At 73.1% G+C, this 20902-nt stretch carries 18 protein-coding genes; 6 read left to right on the top strand and 12 right to left on the bottom strand.

What is annotated here, in order from left to right; all coding sequences use genetic code 11:
* Window positions 1–6 precede the first annotated feature (6 nt).
* From purE to FS825_RS13945, 4 genes are all read right to left on the bottom strand, one after another.
* Complete coding sequence (gene purE / locus FS825_RS13960; protein WP_144714030.1) at window positions 7–519, bottom strand: 5-(carboxyamino)imidazole ribonucleotide mutase; 513 nt, start codon at window positions 517–519, stop codon at window positions 7–9.
* A gap of 9 nt (window positions 520–528) precedes the next feature.
* Complete coding sequence (locus FS825_RS13955; protein WP_144714028.1) at window positions 529–1665, bottom strand: glycosyltransferase family protein; 1137 nt, start codon at window positions 1663–1665, stop codon at window positions 529–531.
* Window positions 1666–1688: 23 nt separating this feature from the next.
* Entirely contained in the window at window positions 1689–3710 is a 2022-nt protein-coding gene (locus FS825_RS13950) for a glycoside hydrolase family 6 protein (RefSeq protein WP_186377247.1), read from the bottom strand.
* 199 nt (window positions 3711–3909) lie between these two features.
* Entirely contained in the window at window positions 3910–5046 is a 1137-nt protein-coding gene (locus tag FS825_RS13945; RefSeq protein ID WP_144714025.1) for a 5-(carboxyamino)imidazole ribonucleotide synthase, read from the bottom strand.
* A gap of 141 nt (window positions 5047–5187) precedes the next feature.
* Between FS825_RS13945 and FS825_RS13940 the strand changes: the two genes are divergently transcribed.
* Both FS825_RS13940 and FS825_RS13935 read left to right on the top strand, forming a co-directional pair.
* Window positions 5188–5742 (top strand): GtrA family protein, encoded by a 555-nt coding sequence (locus FS825_RS13940; protein WP_144714023.1) that lies wholly within the window; start codon window positions 5188–5190, stop codon window positions 5740–5742.
* 50 nt (window positions 5743–5792) lie between these two features.
* Window positions 5793–7355 carry a DUF2142 domain-containing protein gene (locus tag FS825_RS13935; RefSeq protein WP_144714021.1) on the top strand — a complete coding sequence of 521 codons (1563 nt, stop codon included), beginning with the start codon at window positions 5793–5795 and terminating at the stop codon, window positions 7353–7355.
* A 166-nt stretch (window positions 7356–7521) separates the two neighbouring features.
* Here FS825_RS13935 and FS825_RS13930 read toward each other — a convergent pair whose 3' ends face one another.
* The 3 genes from FS825_RS13930 to FS825_RS13920 are packed head-to-tail and all read right to left on the bottom strand — an operon-like array spanning window position 7522 to window position 10219.
* Window positions 7522–8829 carry a UDP-glucose dehydrogenase family protein gene (locus FS825_RS13930; RefSeq protein ID WP_144714019.1) on the bottom strand — a complete coding sequence of 436 codons (1308 nt, stop codon included), beginning with the start codon at window positions 8827–8829 and terminating at the stop codon, window positions 7522–7524.
* 36 nt (window positions 8830–8865) lie between these two features.
* Window positions 8866–9414, bottom strand: a complete 549-nt coding sequence (locus FS825_RS13925) for a PH domain-containing protein (protein WP_186377246.1) — start codon at window positions 9412–9414, stop codon at window positions 8866–8868.
* Between the two features lie 4 nt (window positions 9415–9418).
* Entirely contained in the window at window positions 9419–10219 is an 801-nt protein-coding gene (locus FS825_RS13920) for a biotin--[acetyl-CoA-carboxylase] ligase (RefSeq protein ID WP_144714015.1), read from the bottom strand.
* A 74-nt stretch (window positions 10220–10293) separates the two neighbouring features.
* On the opposite strand from FS825_RS13920, the gene FS825_RS13915 reads away from it, so the two are divergent.
* Together FS825_RS13915 and FS825_RS13910 are read left to right on the top strand one after the other, a co-directional pair.
* Window positions 10294–11889, top strand: coding sequence for an acyl-CoA carboxylase subunit beta (locus tag FS825_RS13915; RefSeq protein WP_144714013.1), 1596 nt, complete (start codon window positions 10294–10296; stop codon window positions 11887–11889).
* A gap of 34 nt (window positions 11890–11923) precedes the next feature.
* Complete coding sequence (locus FS825_RS13910; RefSeq protein WP_144714011.1) at window positions 11924–12190, top strand: acyl-CoA carboxylase subunit epsilon; 267 nt, start codon at window positions 11924–11926, stop codon at window positions 12188–12190.
* Window positions 12191–12643: 453 nt separating this feature from the next.
* Here FS825_RS13910 and FS825_RS13905 read toward each other — a convergent pair whose 3' ends face one another.
* The 4 genes from FS825_RS13905 to FS825_RS13890 all read right to left on the bottom strand — a co-directional run bounded on the left by FS825_RS13905 (window position 12644) and on the right by FS825_RS13890 (window position 17137).
* Window positions 12644–13693: a hypothetical protein gene (locus FS825_RS13905; protein ID WP_144714009.1), complete on the bottom strand. Its 1050-nt coding sequence runs from the start codon at window positions 13691–13693 to the stop codon at window positions 12644–12646.
* Complete coding sequence (locus FS825_RS13900; RefSeq protein ID WP_144714007.1) at window positions 13690–15003, bottom strand: sensor histidine kinase; 1314 nt, start codon at window positions 15001–15003, stop codon at window positions 13690–13692. The genes FS825_RS13905 and FS825_RS13900 overlap by 4 nt, the downstream gene beginning before the upstream one ends.
* Before the next feature lie 5 nt (window positions 15004–15008).
* A complete protein-coding gene (locus FS825_RS13895) occupies window positions 15009–15722 on the bottom strand; it encodes a response regulator transcription factor (RefSeq protein ID WP_144714005.1) in 714 nt (237 codons plus the stop codon).
* Between the two features lie 155 nt (window positions 15723–15877).
* Window positions 15878–17137 (bottom strand): class I SAM-dependent RNA methyltransferase, encoded by a 1260-nt coding sequence (locus FS825_RS13890; protein ID WP_144714003.1) that lies wholly within the window; start codon window positions 17135–17137, stop codon window positions 15878–15880.
* A gap of 14 nt (window positions 17138–17151) precedes the next feature.
* Between FS825_RS13890 and FS825_RS13885 the strand changes: the two genes are divergently transcribed.
* Window positions 17152–17943, top strand: coding sequence for a Maf family protein (locus FS825_RS13885; protein WP_144714001.1), 792 nt, complete (start codon window positions 17152–17154; stop codon window positions 17941–17943).
* 79 nt (window positions 17944–18022) lie between these two features.
* Complete coding sequence (locus FS825_RS13880; protein ID WP_144713999.1) at window positions 18023–19795, top strand: acetyl/propionyl/methylcrotonyl-CoA carboxylase subunit alpha; 1773 nt, start codon at window positions 18023–18025, stop codon at window positions 19793–19795.
* Window positions 19796–19890: 95 nt separating this feature from the next.
* Here the strand turns inward: FS825_RS13880 and FS825_RS13875 are convergent, their stop codons facing one another.
* On the bottom strand, window positions 19891–20829 hold the full coding sequence (locus tag FS825_RS13875; RefSeq protein WP_144713997.1) for a hypothetical protein: 939 nt from the start codon (window positions 20827–20829) through the stop codon (window positions 19891–19893).
* Window positions 20830–20902: the final 73 nt, after the last annotated feature.

Raw genomic sequence — 20902 nt, 5'->3', positions numbered from 1 at the left:
CGCGGGTCAGAGCGAGTCGCGGAGCCGCGCTGCCTTCTCCTCGACGAGCCGTTCGAGTCCCTCGGCGTACTCGGCCAGACGAGCGGCCACGCCCGGGTCGGCCGACCCGATGATCCGCGCCGCGAGGAGTCCGGCGTTCGCCGCACCGTTGATCGCCATCGTCGCCACCGGGATGCCGGCCGGCATCTGCACGATCGACAGCAGCGAGTCGAGGCCGTCGAGCCGCGCGAGCTGCACCGGGACGCCGATCACCGGGAGCGTCGTCATCGACGCGACCATGCCCGGCAGGTGCGCGGCCCCACCGGCGCCGGCGATGACCACGCGGATCCCCCGGTCGGCGGCGGCGCGTGCGAACCGGGTCATCTTGTCGGGCGTGCGGTGCGCCGAGACGACGTCGGCCTCGAACGGGATGCCGAGCTCGGTGAGGATGTCCGCCGCGGCGCGCATGGTGGGCCAGTCGGAGTCGGACCCCATGATGATCGAGACGAGCGGCTGCCCTGGTGCTGGGGTGTCGGTCACGCGACGAGCCTAGCCGAGGAGGACGCGCCTCCAGGCTCCGTCGTCGCGTCCGATGGTGCGGTCGGCGGCGACCCACGCGACGGCTGCCGGGTCGGCGTGTCCGCGGTCCACCGCGGTGGCGACCGCGGCACGCCAGGCGGCGGGGTCGTCCGGCACGGCGACGACGCCGAACGTTGACGCCGCTCGGTACGAGGGCCGGTCGGACACGACGGCCGGGAGGTCGAGGGCGGTGTACTCGAGTGCCTTCAGGTCGCTCTTCGCGCGGTTGAACTCCTCGTCGCGGAGCGGTGCGACCCCCGCGCGCCAGCGGTCCCGGTGCTCGACGAGCCAGCGGGCGAAGGCCGGGTAGTGGCCGTCGGGCACCTCGACGCTGCGGTACCAGTCGGCGGTGGTGTCGTCGGTGATGCCGATCACCTCGAGGCGGATCGGGGTGCCGTCGGTGGCGACGAGGTCGGTGAAGACGTCCCGGAGGAGTTCGAGGTCCGAGGCGTGCGTGAGCGTGCCCATGTAGAGCACGCGGTACTCGTGCGGCGGGAGCACGTCCGCACCGTCGTCCGCACCGGTGCCCGGGTCGGCGCGCGGGGTCCACAGCTCGGGGTCGAGGGCGTTCCGGACCACCGCGACCGAGCGGGCGAGCGGCCGCACGACCGCGGCGAGTTCGTCGGTGCTGACGACCACGGTGTCGGCGCCGCGGACGAGGGCGTCGATCGACGCGAGCCGGTCCGGGTCGTACTCGGCGCGTGCCAGCCGCTGCCGGCCGGACGCGGTGAAGAAGTCGTCGTCGACCTCGGCGACCACACGGACGCCCCGATCGGCGGCCGCGGCGAGGAACGGGTCGACCGTCGCACGGGGCAGGATGTCCCGCTGCACGAGGACGGCGGCGTACGGCGTGGTGTCCCGGCCGTCGACGAACGACTCCGGATCGACCTGCTGCACCGTCGCCACGCCCGACGCCGCGAGGTGCTCGGTCCGCCGCACGACCCGGACGTGGGCCGAAGCGGGGTGCGCTCCCCCACCGCCGGCGACGACGTAGCCGACGACGGGCAGCGGGACCGCGGGTGCCCCGGGCGCGGACGTCGCGACCGGCGTGCCGGTCACCGTGCGCCGCAGACGACGGACGGCACGGCGGACGAGATCACGCGGCATGCCGACCATTCTGGTGCACGGCCTCAGCGCACCGCGACCGTGCTGCAGCCCAGCGACCGGTCCCCGCCACTGCCGACGCCCACGGCCGTCAGGCACACCGATCGCTTGCCGCTCGCCGCCGCGACCGTCCCGGAGAACCCGTGCGCCGGGCCGCCCCCGTGGGCCCGGTCGACGTCCGCCCGCGTGCGGTTCGCCAGGAGGGTCCCGGCGCTCCGACCGTCGACGGTGACCCGGACCGTCAGGGCCTTCCGCGTGTCGTCCCGGTCGAAGGTCCACCCCTGGACGGACACCCGCTTCGCAGTGGTCGAGGTCACGGCGTCCCGGTGGCCGACCGGTGCCGATGCCGGCACCGTCAGGGTGCGGCACGGCGTGGACTGCCGGTCGGCGCCGGCCCCGGTGTTCCGGGCGACGACGCAAACGGTGTGCCGTCCGGCGCCGCCGGCGACGGTCGCGGTGAAGCCGTGCTGCGCGCCGGCACCCCACGAGGCGCCGACGTCCGTGCGGGTCCCGTTCGCGGTCGTCCAGGCGACGGTCCGACCGTCGACCCGGACCGCGACGCTCGACGCCGAGGCAGCGGCGTCGCCGTCGAACGCCCAGCCCCGGACCGCGATGCCGGCGGTGGCCACGGTCGCGGCCTCGAGGGCGACGTACGGGTCGTGCCGGTACGCGCGGACACTGCGGCACCCGAGGCCGGTGTCGTCCCCTGCGCCCAGGTCGACGGCGGTCACGCACACGCTGTGCACGCCCTCGGTCACCGGGACCGTCCCGTCGAAGCCGTGCGTGGCGCCGACCCCGTACGTGGTGTCGACGTCCGGTCGGGACGCCCCCGCCGACACCGAGGCGACCACCTTGCCGTCGACGCTGACCCGGACGGTCACGGGCTGGGTGGGGTCGTCCTCGTCGAACGCCCACCCGCGCAGGCGGATCCCGCCGCCCGTCCCGCTCGCGACCTCGATCGCGCCCCGCGGCGCGGTCGACGCCGTCGGCACGCCGAGCTGCGCCTTCGCGACGAGCGTCTGCGCGAACGACGAGAACCACGTGCCGGCCGTCGGGCCGCCCTGGCACGTGCCGTCGCTCGCCCCGGGCGTCTTCACCCACAGCAGCGCGTCGAGCGCGGTGCCGTCGGACACCACGCGGGGGGTCGTCCCGAGTCCGGCGCCGGGGCCGTTGCACCAGGTCCCGCGCCAGCCCTGCCCGTTCCGCGAGGTGTCGATCACGTAGTGCGATCCGCCGGTGGCGGCCGACACCTTCTGCGCGTACGCCTGCTCCTGGGCGGTCGGGTAGTAGTTGGCGACGTTCGTGAAGAAGCCGCGCGCCTGCCGGACGCCGGCGCTGTCGAGACGCGCCGCGATCACGGCCGGCTGGACCCAGTTCGAGTTCCCGGCGTCGAGGTAGGCCGGGACGCCGGCGGCCGTGAACGCGGCGACCTCGCGGGACAGGATCCGGAAGCGCTGCTGGTCGAGGACGGTGCTGCACGCGGTGTTGCTGAGCATCGCGAGCGAGTCCGGCTCGACGATGACGGCCGCCGGGTGCCCGGCGAGCCGTGCCGCGATCTGGTCGACCCACGCGTCGTAGGTCGTCTCGTCGAACCCGCCGGCGGAGTACCCGCCGCAGTCACGGTCCGGGATCGCGTACGTGACGAACACCGCGGTGGTGCCGGACTGCTCGGCGCCCGCGACGGCCGCGTCGATGGTCTTCGCGAGGGTCGTGCCCTGCGTCCAGTCGCCGAGCCAGGTCGCGACCGGGTACCGCGCGATCGTGGTCGCTGCCGCGGCACCGGCCGGGTCCGACCCGGCGAGCGCCGCCGCGGCCTTCGCGGCCTCGCTCGTGGGCGACCGGTACGGGCCGGCACCGTAGAGCGAAGCGGCGGTGGCCGCCCGCATCGCCGACGCGGTGGTCGGCGACGAGCGCGTCGCGGCGGCAGCGACGGCCGGCTCGGCCGGCTCGGCCGCGAGGACCGGCTCGGCGGTGCCGACGACGAGTGCGGCGACGGCGCCGAGCACGAGGGTACCCACGAGCGCGGTGCGCGACGGACGGCGGTGCATGACGGAACTCCCTGGACGATCGACCCCTGACCGATCCATGGCAACACGCGTCGCCGACGCCCGCCAGCCGCCAGAGCGGGTGCCACCCGAGTGGGCGTGGGCACTTGTGCGGACAACTGCGCCCGGACGGACGGGAGGCGCGTGGCGGGCCCGCCACGCGCCTCCCGTCCGTCATCCGCTCACGCGACGGACCGCAGCCTCAGTCGTCGAAGTGCGCGGCCGCGGCACGCGCGCGGTAGGTGACGTCGTCGAGGTCGTCCCCGATCACCGTCACGTGCCCGATCTTCCGACCGGGTCGCGGCGCCTTGCCGTAGAAGTGGTACTTCGCCTCGGGGAAGGCCTCGAGCGCTCCGGGGTACCGGGCGGCGAGGTCGCCGTCGGCCGGCCCGCCGAGCACGTTGATCATCACGGACGCCGGCGCGTGCGCGCCGGTGGCACCGAGCGGCAGGTCGAGGACCGCGCGGAGGTGCTGCTCGAACTGGCTCGTCGTCGCGCCGTCGATCGTCCAGTGCCCCGTGTTGTGCGGGCGCATCGCGAGCTCGTTGATGAGGATGCGCTCGTCGTCCGTCTGGAACAGCTCCACCGCGAGCACGCCCGTCACCCCGAGCTCCGTGGCGATGCGGACCGCGATGTCCTCGGCCATGTCGGCGATCCGTCCGGCGCTGTCCGGTGCCGGCGCGAACACCTCGGCGCAGACGCCGTCGCGCTGCACGGTCTCGACCAGCGGCCAGGCGACGACCTCGCCGGAGGGCCGGCGGGCGACGGACTGCGCGAGTTCCCGGGTGAAGGGCACGAGTTCCTCGACGAGGAGCGCCTGGTCGCCCGCGGCCTCGGCGACGGCGATGAACCAGTCGGCGACGTCGGCGGGGTCGGTGACCACGCGGACCCCCTTGCCGTCGTAGCCGCCCCGGGCCGTCTTCACCACAGCACGACCGCCGTGGTCGTCGAGGAAGTCCTGGAGCTCGTCGGGGTCCTGGACCGCGGCCCAGTCCGGCACGGGCAGGCCGAGCTCGGTCAGCCGCGTGCGCATCGTGATCTTGTCCTGCGCGACGGCGAGCGGCTCCGGGCCGGGGCGGACCGCGACGCCGGCGTCGACGAGCGCACGGAGGACGTCCTGCGGCACGTGCTCGTGGTCGAAGGTGACGACGTCGACGTCACGGGCGAACGCGAGCACCGTGTCGACGTCGTGGTAGTCGCCCTCGGCGGTGGCGGCGATCGACGCCGACATGTCCGGGCCCTCGGCGAGCACCCGGATGTCGAGGCCGAGCTCGACCGCTGCGGGCACCATCATCCGTGCCAGCTGACCTCCACCGATGACCCCGACGCGCAACGCCATGCTGTGTGTTCCTTCCGTCGTTCACACCGTGCGGCGAGAACGCGCTGTCTACAATCGCTGTTCGGGTCGCAGTCCTGTTGCGACCACTGGTCGGCCGTGCGGCGCACGACCAGCCACAACTCTACGGACCCTGGAGAACCCGTGCGGCGACTGGTAGCCCAACTGGCACGCTTCGGCGTCGTCGGCGCGGTCGGCTTCGTGGTCGACACCGGCATCTTCAACCTGCTGCGGGCGACCGTGTTCAACCCGGACGAGGTCCACTCCGGTCCGTTCTGGGCGAAGGTGGTCTCGACCGTCGTCGCCATCTTCGTCAACTGGATGGGCAACCGGTACTGGACCTTCCGCGACCAGCGCCGCGCCGTCGCCACCCGTGAGGGCATCGAGTTCGTCGTCGTCTCACTCGGCGGCATGGTGATCTCCCTCGGCTGCCTCGGGGTCTCGCACTACGTGCTCGGCCTCACCTCGGCACTCGCCGACAACGTGTCCGGCAACGTCATCGGGCTCGTGCTCGGCACCGCGTTCCGCTTCTGGCTGTACAAGGTCTGGGTGTACCACCCCGAGCGGGGCGGGAAGCGACAGAGCGTCGAGACGCACGTGCCGTCGCCGACGACCGCGGCAGCCCCGGCCCCGGCCGCGGCCCCGGCCCCGTCCGCGGCCCCGGCAGCCGGGACCGGCCCGGTCCGCTCCGGCCACTAGGCTCGTCGGGCCGCCGACCGGGCGGCGCCGCCGAACCGGGAGCCCGCTCGATGCCGCACGCAGCACACCCTGTCGTCTCCCGGCGCGAGGGGCTGTGGGTCGCCGTCCTGACGGCCGTGTTCGGCCTGTGGCTGGTGGTGTGGGCGCTCGTCGTCCCCGCGTTCCAGGCTCCGGACGAACCGGCCCACTTCGACGCCGCCGTGCACGTCGCCACCGGGTCGGGCTGGCCCGCGCCGGGCACCCTCCACGTGTCGAACGCCGTCCAGGCCGCGCAGCAGGAGCAGGCCGCCGGCGACGCCTCGACGTGGTCGACGACGAGCGAGCTGCTCGCGGCGCACCCCGGCGACTCCGCCACGGTGAACCAGATGACCCAGCACCCGCCGACCGCGTACGCGCTGGACGCCCTCGTGCTCCGGGCGGTCCACTACGGCTCGCTCCGCTGGGACCACGCGCTCCTCGCGCTCCGGCTCGTCGACGCCCTGCTCGTCATGCCGCTCGCACTCCTCGCCTGGGCCGCCGTCCGTCGCGTCACGCGGTCGCCCCGCGCGGCGCTCATCGCCCCGCTCGCCCTCTTCGCGACGCCACAGCTCGCCTCGATCGGTGCGTCCGTCACGAACGACGCACCGGTGCTGCTCCTCGGCGGCGTGGTCGTGTGGCTGGCGACGCGTCTGCTCACGGGCGACCTCCGGACGCGGACCCTCGTGGCGCTCGGCGTCGTCACGGCGGCGCTCGTCTGGACGAAGGGCACCGGCCTGCCCGCCGTGCCGTTCACCGCCGTGGTCGCGCTCGTGTCCGGCGCCGGCGTCCTCACCCTCGGACGGCGAGCCCTGCGCACGGCGCTGCTGCTCGCCACGACCGCGGTCCTCGGGTGCTGGTGGTGGCTGCACAACCTCGTGACGTACCACCGGCTGCAGCCCGACGGGTACGCCGCGATCCGGCCGCACGCCGACTTCCCGCCCGGCGAGCACCCGTCGGTGCTGCACTTCCTCGACGTCAGCTGGGGCACGGTCGCCCGGACGTTCTGGGGCAGCCCGGGTCAGCGTGCCCAGGTCAGCATCGGCGACCTGCTCACCGCCGTCCTGACGATCGTCGCGGTCCTCGTCGTGCTGCTGTGGGCGTTCCGCCGGCCCCGCACCGGCCCGGACACCCGAGCGGCCGCGTGGTCGCTCGCGGTGTTCCCGGCGCTGCTGCTCCTCCTGCAGACCGCGAGCAGCGCCCGGGCCTACCTCGACACGACCCAGGTCGCCGGCACGCAGGGCCGCTACGTGTTCCCCGCGCTCCTCGCGCTCGTCGTGCTCAGCGCGCTCGCGTGGCGGCGGATGCCCCGCACCGCCCGCGGACGCGACATCCTCGCGACGGGGCTCGCCGTCGTGGCGCCCGCGATCGGGCTGTACGGGCTGGCGGTCGTGTCGAGCTGGTTCTGGAACGCCGCTCGCGGCCCGCTGACCGCGTCGGGCATCGCCCGGTACGAGGCGTGGGGGCCGGTGCCGTTCGTCGTCGTCGCGGGCATCGCGGCGCTCGTCGCGGTCGGCCTGGTGGCGTCCGTCGTGCAGGTGGTCCGGACACCCCGTCCAGGAGGCGCGGTGCCGGTCGACCGGTCGGCGCACGTCTGAGCGCGGTCGCGTCGCCCGCGCTCTCGCCCCCTCGCGCCGCCCCGGTCTCCCCCCGCCCCCGGACTCCCCCGCAGCGGAACCTGGTTCCGGACCTCATCGAGCCGGGGCGCGGCGGGTCGGGGCGGGATGGGGTCGCGTCGGGGCGGGTGGGGTCTGGCGGGACGGGTCAGCGACCCATGCCGCGATAGGTGAACCCGGCCGCGGTCCAGGCGTCGCGGTCGAGGCAGTTGCGGCCGTCGATCACGACCGGGTTCGACACCAGCGCGGCGACGGCCTGCGGGTCGAGCTCCCGGAACTCGTTCCACTCGGTGAGCACGAGCACGAGCTCGGCATCGCGGAGCGCGTCCGTGGCGCTCTCGACGTACTCGAGCTCGGGGTGGATGCGGCGCGCGGTGACGACCGCTTCGGGGTCGTAGGCGGCGACGACGGCACCGTGGCCGAGGAGCCGCGCCGCGATGTCGAGCGCAGGGGAGTCGCGGACGTCGTCGGAGTTCGGCTTGAACGCCAGACCGAGCACGGCGATGCGCTTGCCGGTGACGACGCCGCCGAGCACCTCTTGTGCGAGCTCCACCACGTGGTCGCGCCGGCGCAGGTTGATGGCGTCGACGTCGGCGAGGAACGCGAGCGACTCCGGCACGCCGAGCTCGTCCGCGCGAGCCTGGAACGCGCGGATGTCCTTCGGCAGGCAGCCGCCGCCGAACCCGAGGCCGGCGTTGAGGAACTTGCGTCCGATCCGGGCGTCGTGGCCGATGGCGTCGGCGAGCGCCGTGACGTCGGCACCGACGACCTCGGCGATCTCGGCCATCGCGTTGATGAAGGAGATCTTGGTCGCGAGGAACGCGTTCGCACTGACCTTCACGAGTTCGGCGGTGGGCAGGTCGACGACGAGCCGCGGGGTGCCCTCGGCCAACGTGGTGGCGTAGACCTCGTCGAGGAGGGCGACGGCGCGCTCGCCGGTCTCCCCCGACGGGACGCCGTAGACGAGGCGGTCCGGCGAGATGGTGTCCTGCACGGCGAAGCCCTCGCGGAGGAACTCCGGGTTCCAGACGAGCGAGGCACCCGGGACCGCGGCTTCGACCTCGGCGGCGAGGCGAGCGGCGGTGCCGACCGGGACGGTGGACTTGCCGACGACGAACTCGCCGGCGGCCAGGTACGGCGTGAGCGCGGCCACGGCGGCGTTCACGTAGGTGAGGTCCGCGGCGCCGGTCGGGCCCTGCGGGGTGCCGACGGCGAGGAAGTGCACCTGGGCGCCGGCGACCTCGGCCATGTCGGTGGTGAAGCGGATGCGACCGGAGTCCAGGGCCTCGGCGAGGATCTCGGGCAGACCCGGTTCGAAGAAGGGGGCCTCGCCCGCGGCGAGTCGCTCGATCTTGCCCGGGTCGACGTCCACTGCGACGACGTCGTGCCCGAGCTTGGCCATGGAGGCGGCGTGCACGGCACCGAGGTAACCGCAGCCGATGACAGAGATACGCACGGGACGACGGTACCGGGTTCTCGTCGATCTTCCACGTCAGGGGCGGACGTCGCCCCACTGCGGTCGGTCCGTGCCGCCGACGATCTCGTCCCAGTCGGGCTCGCGGTGCCGGCGGCGGGCCTCGTACGCCTCGACCATGTCGTGCAGGACAGCGACCACCAGGTCGGCGTGCGGGACGTCGCCGAGCACCAGGGCGGGCTCGTCCCCCGGGAACACGAGCACGTCGCCGGAGCGGAACAGCCCCTGCAGCCCGCGCCGGCGGACGGTCACGTCGTACCCCCGCGAGTGCAGCAGCTCACGCCGGGTCCGGGTGCCCAGCCCGCGCACGACGACGAGCCGCCGTGTGGTCACGACGTACCGCTCGGACATCCAGCGGAACAGGGGCATCGCGCCCCCGACGAGCACGAGGAGGAGCACGAGCACCGCCACGACGGCGTTCAACCAGGCGAGCTGCGCGCGGAACACCCCGAAGCCGAACCCGCCCGCGAGCATCACCAGCACGACGAACACCGCCGGTCGCACGAGCCGACGAGCGTGCGGCCGCAGGCGTGCGACGACGCGTTCGGGCGGGGGCTCGTCGGTCATGCCGTCATGCATACCGCAGGTGGGTGACGTCCCCCACCGCGACGCCCCTGAGGACACCCTGTCGATCCCGGATCGTGATGCACCCGTCGTCGTCGATGCCGGTCGCGTCGGCCTCCGTGACGGTGCCGTCGGGGAGTTCGACCCGGACGCGCCGCCCGATCGTCCCGCACACGGTCCGGACGTGGGACCGGACCGCCTCGGCAGCCGCACCGCCCGTGACCAGGGCGGCCACCGCCTCCAGGACGGCGCCGTGGAACCGGGCGAGCACCGCGTCGGCGAGCGTCGCGGCGGAACCGGACGCGCCGGCGACGGCGAGCGACGTCGAGGTGGGCGTCGGCAGCCGGTCGGCCGGGATGGTGAGGTTCACGCCGGCGCCGACCACGACGCTGCCGTCGGCGGCGACCTGGCCGAGGATGCCACACACCTTCGCGCCGTCGACCAGGACGTCGTTCGGCCACTTCACGACGACCTCCCGCTCGTCGGGCAGGGTGGGCGCGATCGCGTCGCGCATGGCGGCGCCGGCGACCAGCGGCAGCCAGCCGCGGTCCCGGTCGTCGAGGTCCGCGCGGACGAGGAGGCTCGCCGCGAGCGTCTCGCCCGCCGGCGCCGACCACGTGCGGTCGAGCCGGCCCCGACCCGCGGTCTGGTCGAGCGTCGCGAGGACGCTGCCGTGCGGTCGGTCGGGCGCCCCGGCGAGGAGGTCCGCGTTGGTCGACCCCGTCGTCGGCGGTGCCGCGAACACCGCGCCGACGGCGTCCACAGCGGCTCGGCTCAGCGGGAAGGTCGGCGACGCGGGTGTGGACATGCACGCAAATGTACGGGCAGGAACCGTGGGGGTCCTCCAACCGACCCCGTCGTCGCCGCCGGTAGGGTGAGCGGGTGACTTCAGGAGACACCCCCGATCTCTCGACGACGGCCGGACGGCTCGCCGACCTCCGCGAGCGGTACCACGAAGCAGTGACCGCCGCGGGTGAGTCCGCGATCGCCAAGCAGCACGCCAAGGGCAAGGGCACGGCGCGCGAGCGGATCGAGCAGCTGCTCGACGACAACTCCTTCGTGGAGTTCGACGAGTTCGTCCGCCACCGCACCACCGCGTTCGGCATGGACGCCAAGCGGCCCTACGGCGACGCGGTCGTCACCGGCGTCGGCACGATCCACGGCCGGAACGTCGCCGTGTACGCCCAGGACTTCACCGTCTTCGGCGGGTCCCTCGGCGAGGTGGCCGGCGAGAAGATCGTCAAGGTCATGCAGCACGCGCTGAAGACCGGCGTGCCGATCATCGGCATCCTCGACTCCGGCGGCGCCCGGATCCAGGAAGGCGTCGTCGCGCTCGGCAAGTACGGCGAGATCTTCCGTCTCAACACGCAGGCGTCCGGGGTCATCCCCCAGCTCTCGATCATCATGGGCCCGGCAGCGGGCGGTGCGGTGTACTCCCCGGCCCTCACCGACTTCGTGATCATGGTCGACAAGACGAGCCACATGTTCGTCACCGGACCGGACGTCATCAAGACCGTCACCGGCGAGGACGTCGGCTTCGAGGAGCTCGGCGGCGCGCAGACCCACAACGCGGTCTCCGGCGTCGCCCACTACCTGGCGGAGGACGAGTCCGACGCCCTCGACTACGCCCGGTCGCTCATCGGCTTCCTGCCGGACAACAACCTGTCCGACGCCCCGGCCTACGACGTCGTCCCCGAGCTCGAGACCACCGACGCCGACCACGAGCTCGACGTCGTCATCCCGGACTCGACGAACCAGCCGTACGACGTCACGACGATCATCGAGCACATCGTCGACGACGGCGAGTTCCTCGAGGTCCAGCCGCTCTTCGCGCCGAACATCCTCATCGGCTTCGGCCGCGTCGAGGGCCGCACGGTCGGCATCATCGCGAACCAACCGCAGGCGATGGCCGGCACCCTCAACATCGACGCCGGCGAGAAGGCCGCGCGCTTCGTGCGGTTCTGCGACGCGTTCGGCATCCCGATCCTCACGCTCGTCGACGTGCCCGGCTACCTGCCCGGCACCGACCAGGAGTGGACCGGTGTCATCCGCCGTGGCGCGAAGCTGCTGTACGCCTACGCCGAGGCCACCGTCCCGCTCGTCACCGTCATCACCCGCAAGGCCTACGGCGGCGCGTACATCGTGATGGGCTCGAAGCAGCTCGGCGCCGACATCAACCTGGCGTGGCCGACGGCCGAGATCGCCGTGATGGGCGGCCAGGGTGCGGTGAACATCCTCTACCGTGCCGAGATCAAGCGCGCCGAGGAGTCCGGCGAGGACGTCGCCGCGGTGCGCGCCAAGCTCGCGAACGAGTACACCTACAACGTGGCGTCGCCGTACCTCGCGGCCGAGCGCGGCGAGCTCGACGGCATCATCCAGCCGCACGCGACCCGCGTCTCGGTCGTCAAGGCGCTCCGGGCACTCCGGGGCAAGCGCGCGACGCTGCCGCCCAAGAAGCACGGGAACATCCCCCTGTGAACGCGCAGCCCGGTCGCCGGACGGACGGACGCTGATGGGTCGCCACGCAGCGGCCGTCCCGCCGCTCCCCGCGGACGAGAACGTGTCCGCCGCTGCCGACGTGCACGTGGTGTCCGGCGACCCCACACCCGAGGAACTCGCCGCGGTCATCGCCGTGCTGCAGCGTCAGGCAGACGAGGCCGCTGCGCTCGGACGTGCCGAGGTGACGGTGTCGCCGCGCTCCGGCTGGGACGTCTCGGCGCGCGGTCTCCGTCGCCCGCTCGAGCACGGCGCTGGTGCCTGGGGTCGTTCGCTCCGCTAACCGCGTGATGCGGACCGCTGCTCCTTGCGCGGGCGGGTCACCTCGGGCGACCATGTACCCCTGGGTATCGAACGCACCGAAGCGTTGCAGGGTGCACTTCCCGGTCGGTCTCCCCTCAGACGGGGGACAGATGTCGCCGAGGAACTCCGAATCTGCAGAATTTGTCCCCCATAATGACGACTGACAGACGTGTTGACCGCAGGCATAGTTGTACGTGTTCGGTGTCCTTCAGCGAAGAACATCGCAGGTCGGTGGCCGACTAGGGTACGACGCCACCACCAGCTACGAGTCAGGGCGATATTCGGGTTGTCGCTCAGACTCGGGTCGTGAACGGGCCGGTCGGGTTTCCGACCGGCCCGTTCCCCGTTTCCGGGGCAGGTCCCCACACCGGATCTCCGCCGGGTCCGTTCCCCGTTTCCGGGGCAGGTCGACACGCGCGGGTCCGGGCGCCGCTCAGACGGGCTCGTGCCGCGGGATCTCCAGCCACACCACGACCGAGTCGTCCTCGTCGCCGTCCTCGTCGTCCATGCCCGCCCCGAGCGCTGCCGACTCGCTCGCGGCCAGGTCCAACCGGAGCCCGACGACCGTCACCGCCGACGCCGACCCTTCCGACACCGTGCGCACGATGACGTTGTCGGCCTCCCGCGCCTGACGCAGCGCTTCGGCGATCCGGGCGTGCACGCGTCGCAGGTCGTCGATCTCGAGGTCGTCGAGCCCGCCGTCGTCGTGGAGCTGCACCGTCGCCCCGCGTCGACGCAGCCGCATCACCTCGTCGCGGACGTCGTCCGACAGCAGCGACCGTCCGCGGATCTCGTCGCGGATCGCCTGTTCGAGGTGCAGGCACTCGGCCCGCTCGGCGTCGTCGAGGTCACCGCCGGTGTCGATGATCCGCTGCAGCATCGGCAGCGCCATCCGGGTGGTCTGACTGAGCCGGAACTGCCGCTCGAAGACGTGCGCGTCCTGGGCCGCCTGCCAGTCGGCGGTCTCCTGCTCGGCGCGCACGAAGTCCCGCGTGACCCTGGTCGCGCGACTCATGGCGGCCGCGAACCCCGTGGCGATCGCGACCCACGACACGCTGCCGAGCACCCCGAGGGAGCCGAGCGCCCCGAGACCCGCCCAAGCGACGGTGTGCACGGCGAGGAAGCCGACGCCAACCCACGCGAAGGGACCCCGGCCGCGGACGACGAGCACGACCATCAACGTCCCGACGGCTGCGATCCACCACGTGCTGTACGAGGGACCGGGCTGCAGTTCGACCACCGGGGCGGCGACGACCGGCATCACGACGGCCGTGGCGAGCGAGAAGCACGTCGCCCACACCGGCAGCACACGACCGGGGACGAACAGCGCCACCCCGGTCGCGGCCGCGTAGAGGACCATGCACGCGACGACCGGCCCGACCTCGAGGACCCGGGGCAACGACGTCGCGGCCAGGAGCAGGTGGTAGACGGAGAACAGTGCGGCGAGGCCGATCGCGACGCCGGCCGGGATCGAGACCTTCACCGCTGCGCTCCCGACTGCGGCGCCCAGTCCAGCAGCACCCGCGTGCCGTCACCCGGCGCGGTGACGACCTCGGCGCGACCGTCCACTGCGACGACCCGCTCGATGATCGACCGGCGGACGCCGAGCCGCTCGGCGGGGATCGCTGCGACGTCGAACCCGGCGCCGCGGTCCCCCACCTCGACGTGGACCCCCGCGCCGCGCTGCTCGACGAGGATCCACCGGTCCACGTCCGGACCGCCGGCGTGCTGCACGCTGTTCACGGCCGCCTGCAGGGCCGCCGAGGCGATCGCGTCGGCGACGGTCGCCGGGAGGCGGATCGAGCCGACGTGGCCCTCGTGGACGCGGACCGGTGCTGCCAACGCGCCGACGGCGTCCGCGATCCTGGTCCGCAGGTCGGTGAGCGACACCGGTGGCGCGTCGCCGGGGCCGTCCGACGCAGCGGCCTCGAGGTGGTCGATCGCGTTCCTCGCCATCCGCGCGGCGAGCATCTCGGCGTCGCGGGTCTCCGCCCGGGCGGCGGAGAGCAGGGTCGTGAGCACGCTGTCGTGCACGATGGCGTCGACCTGGACGCGCTCGACCTCGGTCGCGTGCTCCCGGATCGCGTGCGAGTACCGGCGGACCGCGGTGGCCTGCGCGGCGTCGACCGCGGTGGCCGCCCGGCGCAGGACCACCGCGATGACGAGGACCGCGCCGCTGAGGATCGCGGTGTACACGCCGTCGAGCAATGCGCGGACACCGGCGTCGCCGCCGACCGGGGTCAGGCGGATGAGGACGTAGACGGCGGGCACGAGCGCGGTGTACACGGTCGCACGCCAGGACGCGAAGCCCATCGCGGCGGCCGTCGACCCGACCGTGCAGAGCCACCACGGCCACGGCACCTGACCGGACGGGATCGCGTGCTGCACGGTGAGCGGCCACGTCACCAGGGCGACGAAGAACATCAACGCGCAGGTGATCTGCGCGAACTGCGCCAGCCGCGGGACGAAGACCGACGCCCCGACGAAGAGGAACGACGCCGCGAGTGCGCAGACCACGACCGGACCCCACAGCGGGTCGAGGAAGGGCAGCTGGTCGAGCACGGCCGGCACGGTGGTGGCCCCGAAGCCGAGCGCGGCCACGGCGATGAGGATCGCGAACGCACGCTCCACGGACGCCTGGGTGATCGAGGCGCGGACGCTCCGTGCCGGGTCGGCTCCGAACGGCGCGGGCTCGTTCCGGTCCGGCTCGGTCCGACCGGGCTGGACCCGGCCGGTGGCTGGACGCGCCGACGCCGCCGACCCGGCGCCGGGCGCAGCGTCAGCGGTGGCCATGCCGCTCAGCGACCGTCCCCGTCGGGATCGATGCCGGAGTCGAGCCCGGGGAGGATCCCGTCCTCGACCGCACGGCGGAGGAGGTCGACCTTCGTCGGGGCGGGACGACCGACCTCGACGTACTTCACCCGGATCCGGTCGAGGTACTCCCGCGCCGTCGAGTACCCGATGCCGAGCTGCTGCGCCGCCAGCTTGAGGGGCAGGCCGGATGCGTAGAGGTGCAGGATCTCGCGCTCGCGGCGGCCGAGCTGCGCCTTCGCGAAGTCGCGGTCCGCGTCGATGGCGCTCGCCCACTCGAGGTTGTTGAGCACGTCGCCCCGGGCGACGGTCGCGACGGCGGCCATCACCGTCTTCGTCGCGGAGGACTTCGGGATGACGCCGGCAGCCCCTGCCGCGAGCGCTTCCCGGACGTTCGCGACGCGGTCGGCGATGGAGTGCACGAGCACGGCCGAACCGGTGCCCTGCACACCCTTGACGTTCGCGGTCACGGTCGAACCGTCGCCGAGCGACAGGTCGAGGACGACGACGTCGACCTCACGCCCGTCGAGGTTCGCGACGTACTCGGGGACGCTGGCGGCGGTGAGCACCACCTCGAACCCCTCGTTCTGGCATGCCGCCTGGATCCCGAGTCGCACGGACTCGTGGTCGTCGACGATGGCGACACGGACGGGCTTGGTCGCCAGTCCGGTCGTTCCGGTGGTGGACGTGTCTGTTGCCACGATGGCCTCTCTGGTCGATGCGCACCCCCGGCCCCTGAAACCGGGGAGCCATCACCGACCCAGGATACCCAGGTCGGACTCAGGCAGCAGCGCGGATCGTCCGCGACACGGCAACCGGCGTGCCGCACCGCGGCCAGGACGACCCGGGGCCGCCGTCAGCCGACGGGCACCAGGCGCGCCACGGCCTCCAGGTGGTGGGTGTGCGGGAAGAGGTCGAAGGCGCGGAGTGCCTCCAGGCGGTACCCGAGGTCCGCGAAGGTCGCGACGTCGCGGGCCAACGCGACCGGGTCGCACGCGACGTAGACGACCTGGGCGGGCTGGAGCGCGGCGATCCGGACGACGGCGTCGCGACCGGCGCCGGAACGCGGCGGGTCGAGGACGACCGTCCCGGCGCGGAGCCGGGCCCGTTCCGGCTGCGACGCGGTGTCGACGGTGCGCTGCAGCCAGCGGTCCACGCGACCGGTCTCGGCACGGGCACCGATCCACGCCGCGAGGTTCTCCTGCGCGTGCTCGGTGGCGCGGGGCGCGCTCTCCACGCTCGTCAGCCGCGCCTTCGGGCCGACGAGGTCGCCGAGCGCCGCGGCGAGCAGCCCGACCCCGCCGTAGAGGTCGAGGTGCTGGCCCTCGGGATCGAGCCGGTCTTGGTCGACGAGGTCCTGCACGGCGGCGGTCAGCACGGCCGGAGCCGCGCGGTGGACCTGCCAGAAGCCGTTGTCGTCCACCTGGAAGGTGCGCTCCCCCACCACCTCGGTCACGATCGTGGGCTTCTGCTCGTCGACGACGAGCCGTGCCCCCTCGGACCCGGACGGCGCGAGGACGTCGACGATCGAGGAGCCCGGCATCGCGCCGCGGCCGAGCGGGGCGCTCCCCTGCACCGTGGCGGTCGCGAGCGGGAGGGACGTGACCGGCACAACGGTGTGCGAGCGTGCGGCGAAGGGCCCGGCGGTGCCGTCCTCGTCGACGTGCAGGCGGACGCGGGTGCGCCAGCCGAGGCCGTTCGCCGCGTCGTCGCCGGGGGCCGCCTCCACCACGACGTCGTGCCCGAGGAGGTCCTGTAGATCGGTGCGGGCGAACCGCGCGAACGAGTCGACGAGGACGTCGTGCTTCAGGGTGCGCTGGTGGGCGAGGGCGATGTGCCCGAACTCCGCACCGCCGGGTCGGACCGCGGGGTCGCGATCGAGCGCCGCCTCGGGCCAGACGTGGTCCACGCGGTGCTCGCTCGGCTGCTCCACCGACACGGTGTCGGCGCGCCAGAACGACTTCTTCCGGTCCTCCGTCACCCGTGCGGTGACCCGCTCGCCGGGGATCGCGTCCGAGACGAAGACCACGCGCCCCTCGTGCCGTGCCACCGAGATGCCGCCGTGGGCGATCCCGGTGACGTCGAGTTCGAGCAGCGTTCCGACGGATTCACCCATGGTTCGATGTTCCCATGCGTCTGTACCTCGCGAGTACCTCCCCCGCCCGCCGAGCCCTCCTCGCCCAGACCGGGATCGAGCCGGTCCTCGTCGCACCGGGGGTCGACGAGGACGCCGCGGTGGCGTCGGTCTCGGCGGCACTGGGCCGTGACCTCACCGGTCCGGAGCTCGTCGCGATGCTCGCGGTCGAGAAGGCGTCGGCGGTCGCGGACGCGTCGGTGGCCGGCGGCCCGGTGGACGGGTTCGTGTTCGGCGGGGACTCCGCGTTCGAGGTGGACGGCGTCCTGTACGGCAAGCCGCACGACCCGGCGGTGGCGCGGGACCGGTGGCGGCAGATGCTCGCCGCCGGTGGCGGCACGCTCTGGAGCGGGCACTGCGTGATCGACCGGCGCCGGGACCTGGACGCTCCCACTGACGGGCCTGGAGGCGCGGGGCGGGCTGGCGCCGTGCCTCCCGTCCGCCGTGTGGACGCGTCGGAGGGCTGGCCGCTCGGTCTCGCCGGCCACGTCGCGGACGTGGCGCCCGGCGGATCGACACTCGTGCGCGGCGAGGACCGCATCGTGGCCGTCGACAGCGCGGTGCTCACCTTCGCCGACGACGTGTCCCTCGACGAGATCGACGCGTACGTCGCGACGGGCGAACCCCTCGAGGTCGCCGGAGCGTTCACGATCGACGGACGCGCGGCCGCGTACATCACCCGGATCGACGGCGCGCCGTCCGCCGTCGTCGGGCTGTCGCTGCCGGTGCTGCGGTCGATGCTCCTGCGCGGCTTCGGCGTCGCGTGGCACGATCTGTGGGCACTGTAGACATCCGCACTTGTTCCGGGTCGTTCTTTGTGGGTGCCAGTCAATTCGCACCCCCGCCGCACGAATACGCTGACTTACCATGCCCCGTATCAGCAAGGTCCTCATCGCGAACCGCGGCGAGATCGCCGTCCGCATCATCCGCGCGGCCCGCGACGCAGGCAAGGCATCGGTCGCGGTCTACGCCGACCAGGACCGTGACGCGCTCCACGCCCGCCTCGCCGACGAGGCCTACGCGCTGAACGGCACCACGAGCGCCGACACCTACCTCGTGATCGACAAGATCATCTCGGTGGCCCGCCGCTCCGGAGCGGACGCCGTGCACCCCGGCTACGGCTTCCTCGCAGAGAACGCCGACTTCGCCCGCGCCGTCATCGACGCCGGGCTGACCTGGATCGGTCCATCGCCGGAGTCCATCGAGCGACTGGGCGACAAGGTCTCCGCGCGCCACGTCGCCGAGAAGGTCGGCGCGCCGCTCGCACCCGGCACGATCGAGCCCGTGCAGGACGTCTCCGAGGTCTTCGACTTCGTCGACCAGGTCGGGCTCCCCGTCGCGATCAAGGCCGCGTTCGGTGGTGGCGGTCGTGGGCTGAAGGTCGTGCGCGATCGTGCTTCCGTGGGAGAACTGTTCGAATCGGCCACGCGCGAGGCCATCGCGGCGTTCGGTCGCGGCGAGTGCTTCGTCGAGAAGTACCTCGACAAGCCGCGGCACGTCGAGACCCAGTGCCTGGCGGACGAGCACGGCAACGTGGTCGTCGTCTCCACGCGTGACTGCTCGCTGCAGCGCCGCCACCAGAAGCTCGTGGAAGAAGCGCCGGCGCCGTACCTGACCGACGCGCAGACGGAACGGCTGTACGAGTCGTCGAAGGCGATCCTCCGCGAGGTCGGCTACGTCGGCGCGGGCACGTGCGAGTTCCTCATCGGAGCGGACGGCACGGTGTCCTTCCTCGAGGTGAACACCCGCCTGCAGGTCGAGCACTGCGTGTCCGAGGAGGTCACGGGCATCGACCTCGTCCGCGAGCAGTTCCGCATCGCCGAGGGCGGCGTGCTCGACTACTCCGACCCGGCGCCGCGCGGCCACTCGTTCGAGTTCCGCATCAACGGCGAGGACCCCGGCCGCAACTTCTTCCCCGCCCCCGGCCCCGTGCACGCGTTCAACGCACCGTCCGGCCCCGGGGTCCGCGTCGACTCGGGTGTCGTGTCCGGCGACGTCGTCTCCGGTTCGTTCGACTCGATGCTCGCGAAGCTCATCGTCACCGGTGCCACCCGCGAGGAGGCGCTCGAGCGTTCCAGGCGAGCGTTGGCGGAGTTCGAGGTCACCGGCCTGCCGACCGTGCTGCCGTTCCACCGCGCAGTGGTGTCGGACCCGGCGTTCGCGACCGACGACGAGACGCCGTTCTCCATCTACACGCAGTGGATCGAGACGGACTTCGACAACGACATCCCCGCGTGGTCCGGCGCCACCGAGGAACTGCCCGCACCGGCCGCACGCGAGAGCGTCGTCGTCGAGGTGCAGGGCAAGCGCATCGAGGTCACCATGCCGTCGATCGTCGGGGGCGGCGCTGCCGGTGCTCGCCGTCCGGCTGGCCCGTCCGCTCCCCCGAAGCGTCGCTCGTCCGGCGTGCGCGGCGGCCTCGCTTCGACCGGTTCGGTGACGTCGCCGATGCAGGCCACCGTGGTGAAGCTCGCGGTCGAGGAGGGCCAGCAGGTCGTCAAGGGCGATCTGCTCGTCGTGCTCGAGGCCATGAAGATGGAGCAGCCCGTCGCTGCCCCGCGCGACGGCGCCGTGACGGGGCTGAACGCCCCCGTCGGCCAGACGATCTCGTCCGGTCACGTGCTGCTCGAGCTCGCGTAGGCGCGCGCGCCGCGCCCCGCGGAACCAGGTTCCGGACACAGCACCCTGCATCTGCGCGGTGCTGTGTCCGCTTCCCGGTGTCCTCCTCACCGCAATCACCACGCCGGGGTGGTCCGGATCGCCTGAGGGACCGGGAGTCCCCCTCGTCGGAGCGCCGACGGTGCCCCACCACCGGGCAGCACCTCGCGCCAGATCAGCCGCACCACGCTGTCGACCTCGGGGCGAGCGCGCACCGCGTCCTCGCGGAGCTTCTCCGCGACGACGACCTCGTCCGCCGTCCGGCCCGCTCGGAGGAGCTCGTTCCGGTACTTGGCGAGGCCGTCGAACTCCACGACCACCCCGTGTTCCGGGAACCAGAAGTCCGCGCGGGCGACGACCCGACCGTGCTCGACGAACTCGTGCTGGAGCTGCGGCCTCGGAAGGCCGACGTCGTGCATGACGAGGCTCGTCAGGCTCTCGCCCGCTGACTCGATCCGGCCGTCGGCGATCTCGAGGAGTTCGGACACGCGATGGACGCCCCGACGTGTCGACCTGGACTCGAGTTCGGCGACCAGCGCGCGACGTTCGACCCCGCGGCGGAGGACGGCGTCGAGGACGACGAGCGCGTGGCCCCGGTCGGAACGGAGTGCGACGTCGATCGCTGTCGTGGGCAGGTCCGTGGTCTCGATCCCGTCGAGGACGACCGTTCCGACGTGACGCCCCCGAGCGGGTACCTTGTCGGCGAACCGGAGCCGCTGCGCTCGGTCGCGGGACGGGTCGGTGACGATCACCCGCTCGGGGAACGGCCCGAACCACGGGAGGTCGTGCATGACCACCGCCGAGGCGTGCGAGACGATCAACCCGGTCCGTGACACCGCGAGGACGGCCTCGACACGGGCCCGGTGCCGCGCTGCTTCGGAGGCCGCGCGGAAGGCACCCGCGGGCGTCATCACCCCGTGCGCCACGCGGAGCACCTCGCCCCGGTGGAGCGCCCGGCGGACGCTCCGTGCACTCGATTCGTCAGCGGGAGTCGTGGCGAGCAGGAGTCGTTCCATGTCCGGATCGTCGCTGGTGCTCCGTCTCCCTGTGCCCTGCGTCCGGACATCTGTGCACAACTCGCTCCACCCC

The sequence above is a fragment of the Curtobacterium pusillum genome (genome assembly GCF_007680845.1).
In the GTDB taxonomy this organism is placed as follows: domain Bacteria; phylum Actinomycetota; class Actinomycetes; order Actinomycetales; family Microbacteriaceae; genus Curtobacterium; species Curtobacterium pusillum_B.
The sequence above is the reverse complement of the archived record's forward strand: the minus strand, read 5'-3'. Positions and strand labels throughout refer to the sequence as shown.

Coding starts and splice junctions, on each gene's coding strand:
- FS825_RS13950 (WP_186377247.1), bottom strand. CDS start 3,710: ATGCACCGCCGTCCGTCGCGCACCGCGCTCGTGGGTACCCTCGTGCTC.
- FS825_RS13955 (WP_144714028.1), bottom strand. CDS start 1,665: ATGCCGCGTGATCTCGTCCGCCGTGCCGTCCGTCGTCTGCGGCGCACG.
- FS825_RS13885 (WP_144714001.1), top strand. CDS start 17,152: ATGCGTCTGTACCTCGCGAGTACCTCCCCCGCCCGCCGAGCCCTCCTC.
- FS825_RS13920 (WP_144714015.1), bottom strand. CDS start 10,219: ATGTCCACACCCGCGTCGCCGACCTTCCCGCTGAGCCGAGCCGCTGTG.
- FS825_RS13910 (WP_144714011.1), top strand. CDS start 11,924: ATGGGTCGCCACGCAGCGGCCGTCCCGCCGCTCCCCGCGGACGAGAAC.
- FS825_RS13875 (WP_144713997.1), bottom strand. CDS start 20,829: ATGGAACGACTCCTGCTCGCCACGACTCCCGCTGACGAATCGAGTGCA.
- FS825_RS13880 (WP_144713999.1), top strand. CDS start 18,023: ATGCCCCGTATCAGCAAGGTCCTCATCGCGAACCGCGGCGAGATCGCC.
- FS825_RS13935 (WP_144714021.1), top strand. CDS start 5,793: ATGCCGCACGCAGCACACCCTGTCGTCTCCCGGCGCGAGGGGCTGTGG.
- FS825_RS13945 (WP_144714025.1), bottom strand. CDS start 5,046: ATGGCGTTGCGCGTCGGGGTCATCGGTGGAGGTCAGCTGGCACGGATG.
- FS825_RS13900 (WP_144714007.1), bottom strand. CDS start 15,003: ATGGCCACCGCTGACGCTGCGCCCGGCGCCGGGTCGGCGGCGTCGGCG.
- FS825_RS13925 (WP_186377246.1), bottom strand. CDS start 9,414: ATGACCGACGAGCCCCCGCCCGAACGCGTCGTCGCACGCCTGCGGCCG.
- FS825_RS13890 (WP_144714003.1), bottom strand. CDS start 17,137: ATGGGTGAATCCGTCGGAACGCTGCTCGAACTCGACGTCACCGGGATC.